Annotated in this window: 16 protein-coding genes; 4 read left to right on the forward strand and 12 right to left on the reverse strand. The window is 34.6% G+C overall.

The window, feature by feature from the left end; translation table 11 throughout:
• Positions 1-78: 78 nt before the first annotated feature.
• The 7 genes from ettA to holA form a co-directional block, all read right to left on the reverse strand.
• The gene (gene ettA / locus ACZ1JT_RS00525) at positions 79-1767 is read right to left on the reverse strand and encodes an energy-dependent translational throttle protein EttA (protein WP_465094223.1); all 1689 of its coding nucleotides are present in this window, start codon (positions 1765-1767) and stop codon (positions 79-81) included.
• A 139-nt stretch (positions 1768-1906) separates the two neighbouring features.
• Positions 1907-3340, reverse strand: a complete 1434-nt coding sequence (locus tag ACZ1JT_RS00530; RefSeq protein WP_465094224.1) for a TolC family protein — start codon at positions 3338-3340, stop codon at positions 1907-1909.
• Positions 3327-6536, reverse strand: a complete 3210-nt coding sequence (locus tag ACZ1JT_RS00535; protein ID WP_465094225.1) for an efflux RND transporter permease subunit — start codon at positions 6534-6536, stop codon at positions 3327-3329. The genes ACZ1JT_RS00530 and ACZ1JT_RS00535 overlap by 14 nt, the downstream gene beginning before the upstream one ends.
• Before the next feature lie 25 nt (positions 6537-6561).
• Positions 6562-7644: an efflux RND transporter periplasmic adaptor subunit gene (locus ACZ1JT_RS00540; RefSeq protein ID WP_465094226.1), complete on the reverse strand. Its 1083-nt coding sequence runs from the start codon at positions 7642-7644 to the stop codon at positions 6562-6564.
• Between the two features lie 147 nt (positions 7645-7791).
• Positions 7792-8217, reverse strand: coding sequence for a hypothetical protein (locus ACZ1JT_RS00545; RefSeq protein WP_465094227.1), 426 nt, complete (start codon positions 8215-8217; stop codon positions 7792-7794).
• Positions 8218-8360: 143 nt separating this feature from the next.
• A complete protein-coding gene (locus tag ACZ1JT_RS00550; protein ID WP_465095297.1) occupies positions 8361-8537 on the reverse strand; it encodes a CAL67264 family membrane protein in 177 nt (58 codons plus the stop codon).
• Positions 8538-8620: 83 nt separating this feature from the next.
• Complete coding sequence (gene holA / locus ACZ1JT_RS00555; RefSeq protein ID WP_465094228.1) at positions 8621-9625, reverse strand: DNA polymerase III subunit delta; 1005 nt, start codon at positions 9623-9625, stop codon at positions 8621-8623.
• A 46-nt stretch (positions 9626-9671) separates the two neighbouring features.
• Here holA and ACZ1JT_RS00560 point away from each other — a divergent pair, with 46 nt between their 5' ends.
• From ACZ1JT_RS00560 to ACZ1JT_RS00570, 3 genes are all read left to right on the forward strand, one after another.
• Positions 9672-10121: a type I restriction enzyme HsdR N-terminal domain-containing protein gene (locus tag ACZ1JT_RS00560; RefSeq protein WP_465094229.1), complete on the forward strand. Its 450-nt coding sequence runs from the start codon at positions 9672-9674 to the stop codon at positions 10119-10121.
• 10 nt (positions 10122-10131) lie between these two features.
• Positions 10132-11127: a glycosyltransferase family 2 protein gene (locus tag ACZ1JT_RS00565; RefSeq protein ID WP_465094230.1), complete on the forward strand. Its 996-nt coding sequence runs from the start codon at positions 10132-10134 to the stop codon at positions 11125-11127.
• A 75-nt stretch (positions 11128-11202) separates the two neighbouring features.
• Positions 11203-12036, forward strand: a complete 834-nt coding sequence (locus ACZ1JT_RS00570; RefSeq protein ID WP_465094231.1) for an OmpA/MotB family protein — start codon at positions 11203-11205, stop codon at positions 12034-12036.
• Between the two features lie 105 nt (positions 12037-12141).
• Here ACZ1JT_RS00570 and ACZ1JT_RS00575 read toward each other — a convergent pair whose 3' ends face one another.
• The 4 genes from ACZ1JT_RS00575 to ACZ1JT_RS00590 form a co-directional block, all read right to left on the reverse strand.
• A complete protein-coding gene (locus ACZ1JT_RS00575) occupies positions 12142-12762 on the reverse strand; it encodes an L-threonylcarbamoyladenylate synthase (RefSeq protein WP_465094232.1) in 621 nt (206 codons plus the stop codon).
• 50 nt (positions 12763-12812) lie between these two features.
• Positions 12813-13160, reverse strand: coding sequence for a TfoX/Sxy family protein (locus ACZ1JT_RS00580; RefSeq protein WP_465094233.1), 348 nt, complete (start codon positions 13158-13160; stop codon positions 12813-12815).
• A gap of 2 nt (positions 13161-13162) precedes the next feature.
• Positions 13163-15493 (reverse strand): ATP-dependent helicase, encoded by a 2331-nt coding sequence (locus ACZ1JT_RS00585; protein ID WP_465094234.1) that lies wholly within the window; start codon positions 15491-15493, stop codon positions 13163-13165.
• A gap of 107 nt (positions 15494-15600) precedes the next feature.
• The gene (locus ACZ1JT_RS00590) at positions 15601-16773 is read right to left on the reverse strand and encodes a peptidase associated/transthyretin-like domain-containing protein (RefSeq protein ID WP_465094235.1); all 1173 of its coding nucleotides are present in this window, start codon (positions 16771-16773) and stop codon (positions 15601-15603) included.
• Between the two features lie 102 nt (positions 16774-16875).
• Here ACZ1JT_RS00590 and ACZ1JT_RS00595 point away from each other — a divergent pair, with 102 nt between their 5' ends.
• Complete coding sequence (locus ACZ1JT_RS00595) at positions 16876-17394, forward strand: DUF7935 family protein (RefSeq protein WP_465094236.1); 519 nt, start codon at positions 16876-16878, stop codon at positions 17392-17394.
• A 31-nt stretch (positions 17395-17425) separates the two neighbouring features.
• On the opposite strand, the gene ACZ1JT_RS00600 is transcribed toward ACZ1JT_RS00595, so the two are convergent.
• A complete protein-coding gene (locus ACZ1JT_RS00600) occupies positions 17426-19171 on the reverse strand; it encodes a hypothetical protein (protein ID WP_465094237.1) in 1746 nt (581 codons plus the stop codon).
• Positions 19172-19179 lie beyond the last annotated feature (8 nt).

The following is a 19179-nucleotide window of genomic DNA, read 5'->3' on the forward strand; positions in this document are numbered from 1 at the left end:
ATGTACAAAAAATCTTGACAAATTATTTTATTATCAAGTATTTAACAAAAAAAAGTCCCGATTGGGACTTTTTAAAAATTATCGTATTAACTTCTTGTATTTCAATCGCGTTGGAGCAACGTCACCAAGACGTTTTTTTCTGTTTTCTTCATAGTCTGAAAATCCACCTTCAAAGAAATAAACTTGAGAGTCTCCCTCAAAAGCCAAAATATGCGTACAGATTCTATCCAAGAACCAACGGTCGTGAGAAATAACCACTGCACATCCTGCAAAATTTTCTAAACCTTCTTCTAAAGCTCGAAGCGTATTAATATCTAAATCGTTGGTTGGCTCATCTAACAACAATACATTTCCTTCTTCTTTTAATGTCATTGCCAAGTGCAAACGGTTACGTTCACCACCCGATAAAGTAGATACTTTTTTATTCTGATCGCTTCCTCCAAAATTAAAACGAGATAAGTAAGCTCTTGAATTTACCTGACGGCCTCCCATCATAATTAATTCTTGACCATCACAAAAGTTCTCCCAAATGGATTTATTCGGATCAATATTTGAATGCGTTTGATCTACATAAGCAATTTTAACTGTGTCTCCGGTTGTAAACTCTCCACTATCCGGTTTCAGCTCATCCATAATCATTTTGAAAATTGTAGTTTTACCGGCACCGTTTGGTCCGATAATTCCAACAATTCCTGCTTGTGGTAATGTAAAGTTCAAATCGTCGTATAAAACCTTATCGCCATAAGCCTTAGCAACACTTTTAGCATCAATTACATTAGTACCTAAACGTGGGCCATTAGGAATATATAGCTCTAATTTTTCGTCAAGTTCTTTTTGATCTTCGTTTAATAGTCTATCGTAGTTTTGCAAACGTGCTTTTTGTTTGGTTTGACGGCCTTTTGCGCCTTGTCTAACCCAATCCAACTCACGCTCTAATGTTTTACGACGTTTAGAAGCAACTTTTTCTTCTTGCTCCATACGTTTAGATTTTTGATCAAGCCAAGATGAGTAGTTCCCTTTCCATGGAATACCTTCTCCTCGGTCTAATTCAAGAATCCAACCCGCCACATTATCCAAGAAATAACGGTCGTGCGTTACTGCAATAATAGTTCCTTGATATTGTTGCAAATGTTGTTCTAACCAATGAACCGATTCTGCATCTAAGTGGTTGGTAGGCTCATCTAATAACAATACATCTGGTTGTTGTAATAATAAACGACACAATGCTACACGACGACGCTCTCCTCCAGACAACACTTTAATTGGTGTATCTGCATCAGGACAACGTAAAGCATCCATTGCAATTTCTAATTTGGTATCGATTTCCCAAGCCCCAGCAGCATCAATTTTATCTTGCAAATCGGCTTGACGATCCATTAACTTTTGCATTTTATCGGCATCTTCATATACTTCCGGAAGGCCGAACATATCATTTATCTTATTGAATTCATCTAAAATAGCCATAGTTTCAGCTACTCCTTCACGAACTACTTCGATAACCGTTTTATTTTCATCTAATTGCGGCTCTTGCTCCAAATAACCAACGGTATAGCCTGGTGCAAAAACAACATCTCCTTGATAGTTTTTATCAACTCCAGCGATGATTTTTAATAACGATGACTTACCCGATCCGTTCAAACCTAAGATACCAATTTTGGCACCGTAGAAGAAACTTAGGTAAATATCTTTCAATACCTGTTTGTTTGTTGATGAGTAGGTTTTACTCACGCGTGACATGGAAAATATCACTTTCTTATCATCAGACATATGCTATAATTTTCGTTTATTTTCTAAAAGGATACAAATATACGTATTCGGCATTATTTATAATATGAAAAAAAGAAAAAGAAAAACCCATTTTACAAGCTTGCAAAATGGGTTTTTCATAATGAATAATTAACTCAAATTATTTCCAGCCACCTCCTAATGCTCTGTAAATATTTACCATAGCATTAATTTGTTGCATTTTAGTTTCAATTAAATCGAATTTAGATTCTAAAGCATCACGTTGTGTCATTAACACTTCCATGTAGTCTGCTCTAGCCGATTTAAACAAATCGTTTGAAATAGTAACCGACTGATTTAAAGCATCAACCTGTTGCGCTTTAAACTCGTAGGTTTTCTTAGTGTTATCAATTTTAGCCAATTGATTAGCAACTTCCATATAGGCGTTTATGATTGTTTTTTCATAATTATAAACTGCTTGAATTTGCTTTGCATTAGCATTATAATAGGTTGCTTTAATCGCATTTCTATTGATTAACGGTGCTGCAATGTCCCCTGCAATTGAATACAATAAAGACTCAGGCGATGTTAACAAATATGATGGATTAAAAGCCTGAAAACCAATTCCTGCAGAAATCCCTAACGAAGGATAAAAACGAGCTCTAGCAGATTTTACATCTAATTTTGCAGCAGCCAATTCCAGTTCAGCTTGTTTAATATCAGGTCTATTCGCTAACAATTGAGACGGAATACCACTATAAACTTCACTAGGAACTATTGTAGCAAACGATTCTGAATTTCTTTGAATATGCTGAGGCAAACGTCCTACCAAAAAGTTAATTCTATTTTCGGTTTCAGTAATTTGCTGCATAATGCTATTTTGCATACTCTGTGTATTCAACAATTGCGCATGAAACCTTTTGACAGCCAATTCGGTTACTCTAGCAGCTTGCTTTTGTAGTTTTACAATCTCAAATGCATTGCTTTGGATTTCGATGTTTTTATTAACAATATCCAACTGATTGTCTAAAGCTAATAATTCATAATACGAATCTGCAATTTCTGCAACAAGGTTAGTTATCATGAAGTTTTTACCTTCAACAGTTGATAGATATCTACTAACTGCCGCTTTTTTTGCATTACGTAATTTTCCCCATACGTCAACTTCCCAGTTAGCGTAGGCTCCAATCATATAATCCTGCAATGGCTCCGGCATTTCTTTACCCGGTTTAATTTCTGTAGTTGCGTCGTTAGCACCTTTGCTGGTATAACGTCCTACTTTTTCTACACCGGCTCCACCTCTTAAACCAACAAAAGGTAAATATTCTCCTTTACGAGCTCTAATTTCATTTTTAGCAATTTCAATTTCCTGCATTGTAATGTTTAGCTCCTGATTGTTTTTAAGAGCTTCATCAATTAAGGTTTTTAAATCGGCATCCATGAAATAATCCTTCCACTTAACATTAGCCGTATTAGTGGTATCGGTAGAAGTTGTATATTTCTCCGGAAGCGAGGTATTAGCCTCTTTTTGAACCAATCCAGGTGTTTTACAGCTCGCTAAAGCAAGTAATACGAACGCGGCTACCTTGTATTTATAATTATTAGTTTTCTTCATTTTCATCATTTTCATGAGTTAATTCGAAATTATCAATTTGTTGAACAAAAACATCCGACAACGAACTATCTTCTTCGTTTTTAATAAGTTTTCTACCTTCTGCTAAGGAACCAAAAATATAATATAATCCAGGTACAATAATTACCCCGAAGATGGTTCCGAAAAGCATTCCTCCTAGCGCTGATGCACCAATAGTTCTGTTACCGATAGCTCCTGCACCATGGGCACTTACCAACGGAATTAATCCCGCAATAAAAGCAAATGAAGTCATCAAGATAGGACGGAAACGTACTTTAGCTCCTTCAATAGCCGCATCGAGTACCGACATACCTTCGTGATGCTTCTGGATGGCAAACTCAACAATCAATACGGCATTTTTACCGAGTAGTCCGACCAGCATGATAAGTCCGATTTGAGCATAAATATCGTTTTCTACTCCCATTACTTTCAATAGAATGAATGAACCAAATACCCCAACTGGCAACGATAAAATTACCGATAAAGGAATAATGAAACTTTCATACTGTGCCGCTAATACTAAATACACGAAAAACAATACGATTCCGAAAATGTATATCGATTCGTTTCCACGTTTAGCCTCGTCGTACGAAAGACCTTCCCAAGCAATATCGTATCCTTTTGGTAAGGTTTTCTCGGCCACTTCTTTAATCACTTTGATAGCTTCAGCATTGGTAAACCCTTTAGCTGGTAATCCTTGAATAGCCGCCGAATTATACATATTATAACGTGTAAGCTCGTTGGGTCCTTGTCCTTTTATCAATTTCATGAAAGCCGAATACGGAACCATTTCGCCATGTTCGTTTTTAACAAACAGATTTAAGATATCCGAAGGCAATCTTCTGTATTTAGGATCTGATTGAACGTAAACTTTGAAGAATCGGTTGAATTTAATAAAACCTTGTTCGTATGTACTTCCGATTAAGATATTTAGGTTGTCCATGGCTTTACCAGGATCAACACCTTTCTGCATGGCTAAATCAGAATCAAATTCTAACTCATACTGAGGGTAATTTGCAGCAAAGAACGTAAACAAACCTGTCAGCTCTTTTCTTTTGCCTAAATCAGCCATGAATTGTTTGTTTATTTTGTCGAATTCCTGATAATCTGTATCAGTATTCTTATCTAACAAACGCATGGTAAATCCACCGGCAGAACCAAATCCTGGAATGGCTGGTGGTTCGAAGAACTCAATAGTAGCTCCAAGACCTCTAGTTTTTTCTTCCAATTCTTCCATAACTTCCTTAACAGTATGATCACGTTCAGACCATTCTTTTAAGTTAATCAAACACGTACCCGCATTTGATCCCCTACCTTCAGTCATGATTTCATATCCTGCCAATGAAGAAACAGATTCTACACCGTCTACTTCTTCACAAATTTTTTGAAGTCTTTGTGATACCTCATTGGTTTTCTCTAAGGTAGAACCTGGAGGTGTTTGAATAATCGCATAAATAGTACCTTGGTCTTCACTCGGAATGAATCCTGAAGGAACAACTTTATTAGCAAAGTATATACCCACACAGAAAGCCCCTAGAATTCCAAAGGTTAATACTCTTCTATTAACAATTGCTTTTAATAAAGCTGTATATCTTCCTGTTAACTTATCAAAAGCAAAATTAAACTTGTCTAAAGCTTTGGTTAAAATATTCTCACTCTTATGATGTGTATGGTGATTTTTAAGCAACATTGCACAAAGAACCGGAGTCAATGTAAGTGCAATTAGAGCCGAAATCACAATAGAACTCGCCATGGTAATTGAAAACTGACGGTAGAATGTTCCTACCGGACCTGATAAGAATGAAATTGGTAAGAATACCGATACCATTACCGCTGTAATTGCAATAACCGCTCCTGTAATTTCACCCAATACCTTTTTAACAGCCATATAAGGCGTTATGTTGGGTTCTTCATCAAACTTGGCATGAACGGCTTCCACAACAACGATGGCGTCATCGACCACAATACCAATAGCTAATACCAATGCAAATAAGGTTACCAAGTTAATTGACAATCCGAAAAACTGAATCACAAAAAAGGCACCAATTAAAGATACAGGTACTGCTAAAATTGGAATTAACGTTGATCTCCAGTCCCCTAAGAAAATAAATACCACTAATGCTACCAATATAAAAGCATCGCGTAAAGTATCAATTACCTGTTCAATAGAAGCATCAAGGAATTTAGAAACGTCATAACTGATTTTATAGTCCATTCCCGGAGGGAAAGTAGCCTTCATATCTTCCAGCTTGGCTTTCACTTCGGCAATTACATCACTAGCGTTACTTCCATAGTTTTGTTTCAATACGATAGCTGCAGAAGGGTGTCCGTCTAAGTTCGAATAGATGTCAAAAAATTCACTTCCAAGCTCAACATTTGCAATGTCTTTAAGATGAATACTTTCACCATTTGCATTTGCGCGGATAATTACTTTTTCATACTCTTCAGGCTTGTTGTAACGACCTTTATAAGTAAGTACATATTCTAAAGATTGCGCGGCAATACCCGAACTTTGTCCGATACGCCCTGGACGTCCTACGAAACTTTGACCTTTCAAAGCATCCATTACTTCTTCAACAGAAATATTATACGCACGCATACGATCAGGTTTCAGCCATACACGCATAGCATACGTTCTACTTCCTAAAATTTGTGTTCTTGCTACCCCTTTAATACGGTTGATTTCTGGAATCATGCTCACACTCGCATAGTTGAAAAGGAATTTTTCATCCATGCTTTTGTTTTTCGAATACAAGTTAACGTACATTAACATACTCGGCTGAATTGGGGTAATAATAACCCCTTCACGCTGAACTAATTCGGGTAATAAAGGCATAACCTGGTCGACCCTGGTTTTTACCCGTACTACGGCCTCACTGGGATCTGTTCCTGGTTCGAAAATAATCCTTACAGTAGCTTCACCGGCACTGGTAGCATCGGTAGCAATATAACGCATATCCTGAACACCATTTAAGGCATTTTCCAAGGTAATCAAGGTAGATTTCACCAATACATCCGAACTAGATCCTGGATAAGCGATGAAAATATTAACAGTTGTAGGTGCAATTTGCGGAAACTGAGAAATCGGCAATTGTTTGATGGCCAATGAACCTACGAAAAGAATTATGACCGAAATTACAATCGCAAAAACCGGTCTGTGTATAAATTTACTAAACATTTTTTTTTCTTTTTATAGTGTCCAATTATTCAGCATAAAGCTGCAAGTGAGAGATTACATTTTTAGGATCTAGCAATTGAAAATTAATTTTTTCATTTTCTTTTACCTGACGTAATCCTTCAAGAAGTATTTTGTCACCTTCAGCCAAACCTGATTTTACTGCGTAAATATTTGGTAATTCGGCAGCAAGAGTAATTTCTCTAGTTCTAACTTTACTTTCTTTGTCAATAACATAAACATATTTTTTGTCCAATACTTCGAAAGTAGCTTTCTGAGGAATTAAAAGCGCATTTTTTAAAGGAATTGTAATCTGAATATTTCCTGTTTCACCATGTCGTAATAATCCTTTAGGATTAGGGAAAGTAGCTCTAAATGGAATGTTACCCGTTTCGTTGTTAAAATCAGCCTCAACTGTTTCAACCACTCCCGGAAATTCAAAGTATTTACTGTTAGCCATAACAAGTCTAACTTTTTCTTTTTCGTTAGCTTTTAATTTAGCTTTAAAATCTAAATATTCAGCTTCAGGCACATTATAATACACCCACATTTTTGTGTTATCTGCAAGATTTGTAAGTAAATCACCTTCTTCAACCAAACTTCCTAAACGCACATGAAAACGGTCGATGATTCCATCAAATGGTGCTCTAATTTGAGTTAATTGTAAGTGTGTGTTTGCTAACATCAATTCGGCATTAGCTTTATCTAATTTAGCTTTAGCCATTGCTAATTCGTTTGGCGCAACAACATTACCATCTGCCAAACGTTTAGTATTTTGATATTCAATTTGAGCAAAATTAGCTTCAGCTTTGGCACGTTGCATTTCTGCTTCATAAAGCTTAGGCATAATTTGGAAAAGCAATTGTCCTTTTTTAACGAATTGCCCTTCGTCTACATATATTTTTTCAAGATAACCTCTTTCTTGAGCGCGTAATTCGATATGACGAATGGATTGAATTTGTGATACGTAATCCTTAGTGATTAGCGTGTCTTTCTTTAATGGATTAGTAACTGAAAATTTAGTTTCCTCTTTCTTTTCTTCTGTTTCTGTTTTACAGCTTACATTGAACAATAATCCAAATAAGCCCATTAGCATGAGAATTCTTTTCATAAAAAATGTTTTTAACGATAAAAATTTTGATATTCTTTTTTAGGATGTGTATTAAAACAATACACAGTATGAATCTCTATATAAAATTAAGCATAGTAGATTCAAAATGGAGCAGTGTTAATGAAAAATTTCACTAACCTTTAAAAATCATATTCTAAATACGCTGAATACGATGTATCTTTTTGAGGGTAAAAGATTGTGGAACTGCTTACACGAAAGCAAGTTGTTTTTTACGTTAGAATAGAAATATTCTGATGTTTCGGAACAGAAAACAGAAGTGAAATAATTGCCGGCATCAAAATATTTTCGAAAAGAATTAAGTTCTTCTTCTTCCCCTTCATTATCAGTAGTTCGAATTTTACTTTCTTCATCATCGTCTGTTGAAGCGGTAAAGGAAGGATTGGAATTGTGTTTTAATTGTAAAACATGTACTCTTGAAGAATCTGATTTTTGATTTGTAAAGAATGAAGTATGTGCTACAACATCCTGTTGAACATCTGCAAATAAATAATTGCTTCCGTTTAACAGAACTACAAATACAATTAGAAAAAATCTAGATAATACCTTCTTCATTTCCGTGCAAAGCTAAACAAAGTTGCTTATTCCGACAACATGTTAATGTTAAATACTGTTAAAGAAAATTTAATACTGTTGTAAAAAAGAAAAATCCAATTCTAAGAATCGGATTTTACACATAAATAATGTTTATCACATTGTTAAACTCTTCCTTTTAAAGCGTTAAAAACCCAGGCAATAGCAAAAAAACCAATTCCTACTGCACCAAATCCCCAACCAGCAACATCATCATATTTATAAACCGCTAAACCAATGATTAATATCCCCATTAATATCATAATTAATGTTGCCCAACCCAATACTGTATTTTTGTTCATCATTTGATTTTATTTTTTGATTTGAGGCTGCAAATGTCGGAATTTTAATTTAACAACATGAAAAGCGAACTTTTTTTTCGAAACTAGTTGAAAATTTTAACCAATAATTCTTTCAACAAATCCTCCATTGGAAGGTTGTTTGCCCCTACTCCTTTGCTTTTTGTATCAACATCACGAATTGTTCCAACTATGGCACTAACTTTTCGCATGGGATAATTACGAGCCGCAATTTCATATTCTGATACGAAATACGGATTCACTCGCAATACTTTAGCCACATTGGCTTTCGATTTATCTTTCAATCCATGATATTGTAACAAAAGTGAAAAGAAACTAAAAACCTGACCAATAGTCAATACAATTGGATTGTCTTTAGGGTTTTTTGCAAAATAATCAGCTATTTGATAGGCTTTCAACTGGTTTTTCTCGCCAATTGCTTTACGAAACTCGAACGGATTAAAATCTTTACTGAAGCCAATATTTTCTTCAATAACAGCAGGCGTTATAGTATCTCCTGGCTTTAAAATGATAGCTAATTTGTCAATTTCATTAGCTATCCGACTTAAATCGTTTCCTAAAAAATCGACAAACATAGCAGTAGCTTTAGGCTCAATATTCAGCTTTTTACCTTGTAAAACTCTTGTAAGCCATGTCCCTACTTGATTTTCATACATCTTTTTACTTTCGAAAACCAAGCCGTTTTTCTCTAATACTTTGGTAACTTTTTTACGTTTGTCTAATGTTTTGTATTTATAACAAAAAACCAAAACTGTTGTTGGCTGTGGGTTTTCAGCATACGATTCCAGCTTATCAATAGTTCGGGATAACTCCTGCGCTTCTTTAACCAAAACCACCTGACGATCGGCCATCATTGGGAAACGTTTTGCATTACCAATTACGTCTTCAATAGAAACATCACGTCCATAAAGAACTGTCTGATTAAAATCACGTTCATGCTCTTGCAAAATATTGTCTTCGATATATTCCGCCAATTTATCAATGTAATACGGCTCTTCGCCCATTAAAAAATATATTGGTTTAATATTTCCGGCTTGTATATCTTTTATGATTTTTAAAACTTCGTCCAAAATGAGTTAATTTGGTTATTTGCTTATTTGATAATAGTTTTGCCGTATGCAAAAGCTGAATTTCCCTTCGTATTCCTTTCGGTTCAAAAATAGCGAAAATAAAGTCTTTATTTTTGATGAAATCCGGAAAAAATTTGTGGTGCTTACACCCGAAGAATGGGTACGCCAACATGTCATTCAGTTTCTTCTTATAGCGAAAAAGTATCCAAAATCGTATATAAACGTTGAAAAATCTATTAAAATAAATGGTTTAACTAAACGCTACGATATAGTTGTTTTTCAACCTAATGGAAATATATTTCTTTTAGTTGAATGCAAAGCTCCTGAAGTTGCAATTTCACAAAACACTTTTGATCAGATAGCACGATATAACATGATTTTGGAAGCCAAATATTTAATGGTAACCAACGGACTAAATCATTATTTTTGCATGATGGATTTCGTAAATGAACAGTATTCGTTTCTACGTGAACTTCCTAATTTCGCAACCGAATAAGAATAGTCAATTGAAGAAAATAGCAGTAGTCATATTAAATTGGAACGGCGTAAAATTGTTGGAACAGTTTTTACCATCGGTAATTCAACATTCACGTGAAGCTGAAATTTATGTGGCCGATAATGCTTCTACAGATGAATCGGTTGCCTATATAAAAGAACACTTCCCTATTGTAAAAATTATTCAAAATCAAGGTAACTATGGCTATGCCGAAGGGTACAATGAAGCGCTTCAGTTTGTTGAAGAAGACTATTTTGCTTTAGTCAATTCGGATATTGAAGTGACTGAAAATTGGCTAAATCCAATACTTGATTTATTTGCCAAAGAACCCAACACTGCCATTATTCAACCTAAAATTCTTGATTATAAAAACAAAGAGTATTTTGAATACGCAGGTGCTGGTGGCGGTTTTATAGATAAATATGCATTCCCATTCTGTCGCGGGCGGATTTTCGATACTCTTGAAAAAGACAACGGACAATACAACGATATTAAAACTATATTTTGGGCTTCCGGAGCTTGTTTCTTTATACGGAAAGAAGTTTACAGAACATTAAACGGTTTTGATTCTGATTTTTTTGCCCATCAGGAAGAAATTGATTTGTGTTGGCGTGCTTTCAACAAAAATTACACGGTTAAATATTGTGGAACCTCAACGGTATATCATGTTGGAGGTGCTACATTGGCTGTTGGGAATCCGAGGAAAACATATTTGAATTTTAGAAATTCACTTTGGATGATGCTTAAAAATCTTCCTGCAAACGAATTATTCCCAACATTATTTATTCGATTGGTTTTTGATGGAATTGCTGGAATTCACTTTCTTATTCAAGGAAAACCAAAACATTTATGGGCTGTTTTGAAATCACATTTTGCTTTTTACTACTTCATTTTCAAGTTTTTAAAGAAGCGAGATGTTAATCAGAATAAAAACTACTACATACTAAAATCTATTTTATATCGTTATTTTGTAAAAAACAGTAAGATTTTTGATGTTAATTTTTAACATTAGTTTATCGTTTTAAACTTTCCTTCCCTTAGTGAACTTACTAACTTTGTAGCATTATTAAAATCATTAATCATGAGAAGATTATTATTTGTACTTACTGCAGTGGCAATAACATTAACTTCATGCGGAAGTAAAAAGAAAATTGCCGAATTAGAAGCTAAAAACAAAGAAATTCAGGATTTATTAAACACCTGTACCGTTAAACTAAATACTTGTTTAACTGAAAAAGACGCTTTAAACAGCCAAAATGAGTATCTTAAAAAGAACAACACCGATTTGATTAACAGTTCGAAAGAGATGACTGTGTTAACGACTAAAGGTGCTGAAAATCTTGAAAAATCGTTAGAAAGCTTACGTGAAAAAGATATGAAAATTTCACGTTTACAAGATGCTTTAACTAAAAAAGACAGTGTTACGCTTGCATTAGTTACCAGTTTAAAACGTGAAGTTGGTATTGATGATCCGGATATCAATATTAATGTTGAAAAAGGTGTTGTAATGATTTCTATTGCAGATAACCTTTTATTTAAATCGGGAAGCTACGATGTGAGCGACAAAGCCAAAGGAGTTTTATCTAAAGTAGCTAAAGTAATTAACAGCAAGCCTGATTTTGAGTGTATGGTAGAAGGCCATACAGATAATGTGCCAATTAAAAATGCTGTTTTATTAGACAATTGGGATTTATCCGTAAAAAGAGCAACTTCAATTGTTCGTGTTCTATATAAAGACTTAGGTGTTAATCCAAAACAATTAATTCCGGCTGGTAGAAGTTCTTATATTCCGTTAGTGGATAACGATACTCCAGCTAACCGTGCTAAAAACAGAAGAACACGTATTATCATTATGCCTAAAATTGATCAATTCTATGATATGATCGAGAAGGAAATGAAAAGTTTGAGTAAGTAATTCAGACTTTTTAGACTTTTAGATTTCTTAGATATTAGAAAGCGCCTTGAATTATCAAGGCGCTTTTTTATTAATTTCTAATTACAGAATATTGAGTATTGAAAACTATAAAATATCCAAACTTCCTTTTCCTTCCCTAACAACTATTGGTTCTCCTTCAGACAAATCGATTACCGTTGAAGCAAAATTATCACCATAACCGCCATCAATAACCAAATCGACAAGATTTTGCCATTTTTCGAAGATTAATTCCGGATCGGTAGTGTATTCAATTACCTCATCTTCATCGTGAATAGACGTGGAAACAATCGGATTACCTAATTGACGAACAATTTCCAAAGCAATATTATTATCAGGCACACGAATACCTACGGTAGTTTTCTTTTTAAATTCCTTAGGAAGATTGTTGTTTCCCGGAAGAATGAACGTATAAGGGCCAGGCAATGCTCTTTTAAGGATTTTAAACGTAGAGGTGTCTATTTGCTTGACATAATCGGAAAGATTGCTTAAATCGTGACAAACGAAAGATAAATTGGCTTTTTCCAACTTCACTCCCTTTATTTTAGCAATACGTTCCAAAGCTTTGGTATTGGTAATATCGCAACCTAAACCATAAACCGTATCCGTTGGGTAAATAATTAATCCACCATCACGTAATACTTTAATCACTTTTGCGATTTCTTTCTCGTTGGGATTATCCGGATATATTTTAATGAATTGTGCCATTTGTCTTATTTTATACTTTAAGAAACATTCTCAAAGTATTTTTAGTAAAGTTACTTCTTTTTCTTGCTTTTTAAAACACCGCGATTTCCGAAATCAATTCCGTAGTCAATCCATTTTGTGAGTTGCACATCGTTTATAAATCCTTCCGGCTCAATAAACAACATCCCTTTCATGGTTTTTCCCGTAAAATTCATTGGAAGTACATGATTTTCTTCTAATAGCTCCTCATAGAATTCATCCATGACACGAAGCATAATATTCTCTCTAGTAATCCCTACACACATTTTATCATTAATCATAAAAGCAAGTCCGCCGAACATTTTCTTTTCGACAGCTTCAACATTCTTACTTAAAAGAATTGCGTTTATCCTTAATGCTAAATTTTCATTGTATGCCATGATTATCCAATTACATCTAATTTTGCAAAGCGTAACAGCAACTTCTTAATACCGCCTACATCAAACTTAATTTCGGCTTTTTTATCGGCTCCAGCACCTTCTAGGTTTAGAATCTGACCTTTTCCAAAACGTTCGTGCATCACAATATTTCCAACGGCTAAATTAGAATCAAACAGATTTGTTTTGGCATTTGGAGCAGAACCTGAAACAGGTTTTAACTTTCGTATGCTTAAATTAGGTTTTGGTTCGTTATCTGTAATGTATTTAGGTGGTGTTCCAGCAACGGGTTTTGCCAATCGCAATTTCGACTTATCGATATCTCCGAAAATATCGGTATTAATCATCGGTTTGTAACGATAATTGGTTTCAACCGGAGTTAAATATTCCAAGTATTGATCGTCAATTTCCTCAATGAAACGCGAAGGTTCACTGTCTACCAATTTCCCCCAACGGTAACGTGATTGTGCATACGTTAAATATGCCTGATGTTCCGCACGGGTTAAAGCCACATAAAACAAGCGACGCTCTTCTTCCAGTTCACTTCGGGTATTCATACTCATAGCACTCGGAAATAAATCTTCTTCCATACCCACAATAAACACGGTTGGGAATTCCAATCCTTTTGCTAAGTGAATGGTCATTAGCGCTACTCTATCATCATCACCAGTATCGTTGTCTAAATCGGTAGCCAAAGCAACATCTTCTAAAAATTCAGCCAAAGAACCTCGTGCACCATCTACTTCTTTTTGTCCTTCGGTGAAATCTTTAATACCGTTTAGTAGCTCTTCTATATTTTCAAGACGTGCAATTCCTTCTGGTGTTCCGTCTTTTTTAAGTTCCTGAATCAAACCGGTTTTCTTGGTCACATGATCGGTGAGATAAAAAGCATCCTGATTTTCATTGATAATCTGAAAACTCTTAATCATGGTTACGAAATCCTGCAATTTGTTCTTGGTACCAGAATTCAGCTTTAAATCGATTTTATCAATATGTTCCATCACTTCAAAAATGGAACGCTTGTAATGATTGGCTGCTACCGTAAGCTTTTCTACTGTGGTATCGCCAATTCCTCTAGCCGGATAATTGATTACGCGAACCAAAGCTTCTTCGTCTTTGGGATTAACTACTAATCGTAAGTAACATAAAACGTCTTTAATTTCTTTGCGCTGATAGAACGATAAGCCACCATAAATTCGATACGGGATATCGCGTTTGCGTAACGCATCTTCCATTGCTCGGGATTGCGCATTGGTACGGTATAAAATCGCAAACTGACCATTGTGCATTTGGTGTTGCATCTTCTCCTCAAAAATAGTTGAAGCTACAAAACGACCTTCTTCTCCATCGGTTAAACTACGGTGAATTTTAATTTTAGGTCCGAAGTCATTTGCTGTCCAAACTACTTTATCCAGTTTGACTTTATTTTTATCGATAATAGTATTTGCAGCTTCTACAATATTTTTAGTAGAACGATAATTCTGCTCCAAACGATAGGTTTGAACATTATCGTAATCTTTCTGGAAATTTAGAATATTATTGATGTTTGCGCCTCGGAACGCATAAATACTCTGCGCATCATCTCCAACCACACAAATGTTTTGAAAACGATCGGATAACGCACGAACAATTAAGTATTGCGAATGGTTCGTATCCTGATACTCATCCACCAAAATATAACGAAAACGATCTTGGTATTTAGCCAATACATCTGGAAAACGATTTAACAATTCATTCGTTTTTAATAACAAGTCATCGAAATCCATTGCTCCCGATTTGAAACAACGTTCCACATAATTCTGGTAGATTTCCCCCATACGTGGTTTTTTGCTCATTGCATCGGCTTCTTGTAATTCGGGATTATTTAAATAGGCTTTTACCGTAATCAAACTATTTTTATAGGAAGAAATGCGTCCAAAAACCTGTTTTGGTTTGTAGATATCTTTATCCAACTGCATTTCCTTAATAATCTGACCAATTAAACGTACGGAATCCTGAGAATCGTAAATAGTGAAATTACTCGGATAACCTAATTTATCAGCTTCAATACGTAATATCTTAGCAAAAACCGAGTGAAAGGTTCCCATCCAAAGGTTTTTAGCTTCTCCACCTACAATATCCGTAATACGCTTCTTCATTTCGCGAGCCGCTTTATTGGTAAACGTTAATGCTAGAATATTGAAAGCATCTACTCCAAGATGTATTAAATTGGCAATACGAACGGTTAACACACGTGTTTTCCCCGAACCGGCTCCGGCGATTACTATCATCGGACCGTCTTTTTGTAAAACAGGTGCGCGTTGTGCTTCGTTAAGTTGATTGATAATCTGCTGCATATACTTATGATGACTCGACAAGTAAGTACTTAAACTGTCGAGTTTATTATTTTAATTCACAAAAATAAATATAAAAAAAGACATTCAGGTTTCGAATGTCTTTATGTTTAGAATTTAGTTGCTAAACTTTCAATTATTTGTTTTTCTTCGTCGGTTGGCGTTAGTCCGGAATCAAACTCCCAATAATTCGTTATAATAGTATTGCGCTTATTAAAGAGTGATTTATCCTTATACACATCTTCTTTATCATAAGGAACAGGCTTATTACTAAAATTTGTCGTCACCAAAGCATTTTTAACTTCAATGCGTTCGTCTTTTTTCTTTTTACTGGTAGCTATGAAACCTATTTCTTCTTTAGAACTTGCTAGGTAATAATTTTTACCATCTGTTTTATAAGTCGCATTAAAAACAGAAGTAAATACTTTCCCTTTAATGACTAAGAAATCAGTCACTCCCTTAAAATCGTAGCGCTCTGTTAGAACAGATGAATTGATTTCCATGATGATGTTTTTTTTGTAATTGTAAACTACATAATAGTCCGGAAGGTATTCTTCTATGCCTGGAACCGGTCTTATATTCATTACATAACAATCTTCGTTAGCCGGAAAGCTTTTTATTTCATATTCATATTTTTTTTTAGAATAGGCCTCAACAACTTTCTCTAAATATTTGAATTCGTAATAATTATTAATCAAATCATTAAGATTATATCCTAAAATATTCTCATAAACAACATCTTCGGTTAAACCATAAAATCGGTTTTGCTCCACAAGAATATCGGTTTTAATATTTTTAGGTGTTCCTTGTACATAAAAATTAAGTAAGCCGTCATTAAATGATGTGTACTTCTCGTTATTTTTAAAAAATTCTCGAACGTAAATTTTTAAATTTATAGGAACCGATAATTTATCTCTGGAATTTTGAACTAATTTTTTAAGGATTTCCTGAGGGTGATTTTTGGTAATAATGATTTCCTCCAGAGTTTTGCTTACACTTTCTAAAAAGATGATATTTTCTTTAAGCTTTAAGGAAGTAGAATTAACCGTTATAGGTTTATACGATGTGTGTGTAATTTCAATTTTTGAAGGCTTATATAAGAGTACTTTAAAAACCCCGTCTTCGTTACTCACCAACCGCTGATTGGTTCTTAAAACGGTAATTGAAGCACCTTCTACAGGCTGACCAGTTTCGTAATCTTTAAGAAATACTACAACTTCAATATTTTGAGAAAAAATATTAAGGGGCAGTAAAAACAATATAATAAATAAAAATTTATTCATAAGTTGTTTGTCTTACTTAACAAATATAACTAAAAAGACTACAAATAGTTGCTTTTTGGACCAATATTATTCTATTTTTGTGAAAATATATGAATTTACACTATGGATTATTCTAAACTAATTGATATTGCCGCTTACACATTGCCTTCCCTAATAACGGGTGGTGTAGCCTATTTTATTTTTGATTCCTTTTTAAAAAACGAACAAGGCAGACGACGTTTTCTTTTACACAAAGATTCTCAAAAAACAGCCTTACCACTTCGTTTGCAAGCGTATGAACGCATGGCGTTGTTTTTGGAGCGTATCAACCCCGGTAAATTATTGGTGCGCATTGCTCCTATTTCTTCCGACAAAAACGATTATGAAGCTTTGTTGATTCGTCATATAGAACAAGAATTTGAGCACAACCTTACCCAGCAAGTTTATATTTCGGATGAGTGCTGGGGTGTTATTTTAACGGCTAAAAACACTATCATTCAAACCATACGAAAAAACGCTTTAACAGCAGAAAACGCAGACAAGCTGCGCGAACTAATTTTAAACGAAACTGTCGAAAAAGGTTCACCAACTGTTTTAGCATTATCGTTTATTAAAAATGAAATTATCGAAATAATTGGATAAATAAAAAGCCCTGAAGTTCAGGGCTTTTTTGTTAATTTCTAGTATAAACAGCTTCATATTCTCTTAAGACTGTGTTACTTGTAAAACCAATAGTATAATGTATTCTAAAACTGTTTGCTCCAGTTATCTCACCATTAAATCCATTGGTTTCTAAAAACCCGGCAACGAGATTTGTATAAACCCCACCTAACATTTGAGTCGGAACCAAAATTTTACCGTCTAATAGGCTAAAATTAAAACCTGGATCTCCACTCGGATCAATATTAGCAGCGGTATAAGACCCTGTTGTTGAAGTTTTATATTGATTAAGTCCAACATTATATATAATTTCATTTGGAAAAGTAAAAATTTGACCAGTGTCCAATCGTGTAACTACAAGAGTATATTCACCCCCAAGATCAACTGAAAGGTTATCATTTGTTTGACAGGTTAGTATATCAGCTATATTAGTTATTGGAGGTGTTATAGTATAACTTATAGCTTGAGTATGCATACCTTCATCTAAATCATATCCTAATAAATCGAAAGATGAACCGCAATGAAGAACGTTAAAACTAAAAACACCATTTACAACCGAAAAATAATGAACTGTACCATTATAATACAATTTAACATATCCTTTAGTTACATTTTCATTATTACATTTTAAAAGTTTCCCCTTAATAGTTATAGAATCAGGATTACTCACCACAACAGTAATGGTTGAATTAGAAGAAAAAGGCCCGATTGCTTCAGTTTGAAAACTTGAACTACATCCTGAATTACCATAAAGTAATTGCATATTCTGATTTGCCGGTACCATTCCGGATGCAATCCCTAAGTCGTTTGTAAAATTGTATGAAGTATATCCGAAAACATTAATACCTACACGACTATTTGAAACAGGATTACCGTTAACATCAACCACATTAACAGTTAATATTACTGTAGGAAAAGGTGCATCACAATTCCACCATGAAAAATGCGAAACATTGCCCACATAGTTATTCCCTACTTTCTGCGCACTTCCTTCTTCTTTCCAGTATCCGTTTACCTCATCAAAATGCCATAACGGTATAGAAGCAGGTGCCGAAGCCAGTTGTGCATTGTCTATAGCCATAGTGATTTCTGCCGTGTGACCGTTGGCAATTTGTAGTTTCTGACCGCTTGTTCCTTTCAGCTCCACGTTAATCATACCATAGGTTTCCAATACTTTTTCTTGTCCATTAGCATCTTCCGCAAAAAGCATTCCAGGCATTAAGCTGCTTAAATTTTCATTTGACGTTTCTAAGTGATACATGAAAACCTGAACCGAACCAGAATAAGCAACACCATTTTCATCCTGAAAAGCGCCATCGAAATTTACTTTAGTTCCATTTGGTAAAGTTACTTCGCTTGCTACACCCGACTGAATGGTTTGAATAGGTGCGTTCGAAATCATCATGATTTTCACATTATTCTTTCCGTTTGTGGGCACCATAGCGCGTGAACCATCAATATAACCGGATTTTTTTGTTGTGATGTAAGCAAACTTCTCATGAACATTTGCATGGTTAATTATGAAAACTCCATTAATATCTGTTTGAACAGTTGTAGTTCCTATTTTAACCGCAACACCTTGAAGTGGTAAGTCGTTTTCATCTACTACCTGACCAATAAAATCTCGTGAAACCTGATTACCAAAGTTTTGAGAAAAATTTGAGGAAGAATTTCCAGATGAGCCATCGTCACTTCGTTCACAACTAAAAACTAAAATTGTAAACAAACACAAAATAATTCGACTAAGATTCTTTTTCATAATTTAAG

The organism is Flavobacterium sp. IC2-16 (genome assembly GCF_055521455.1).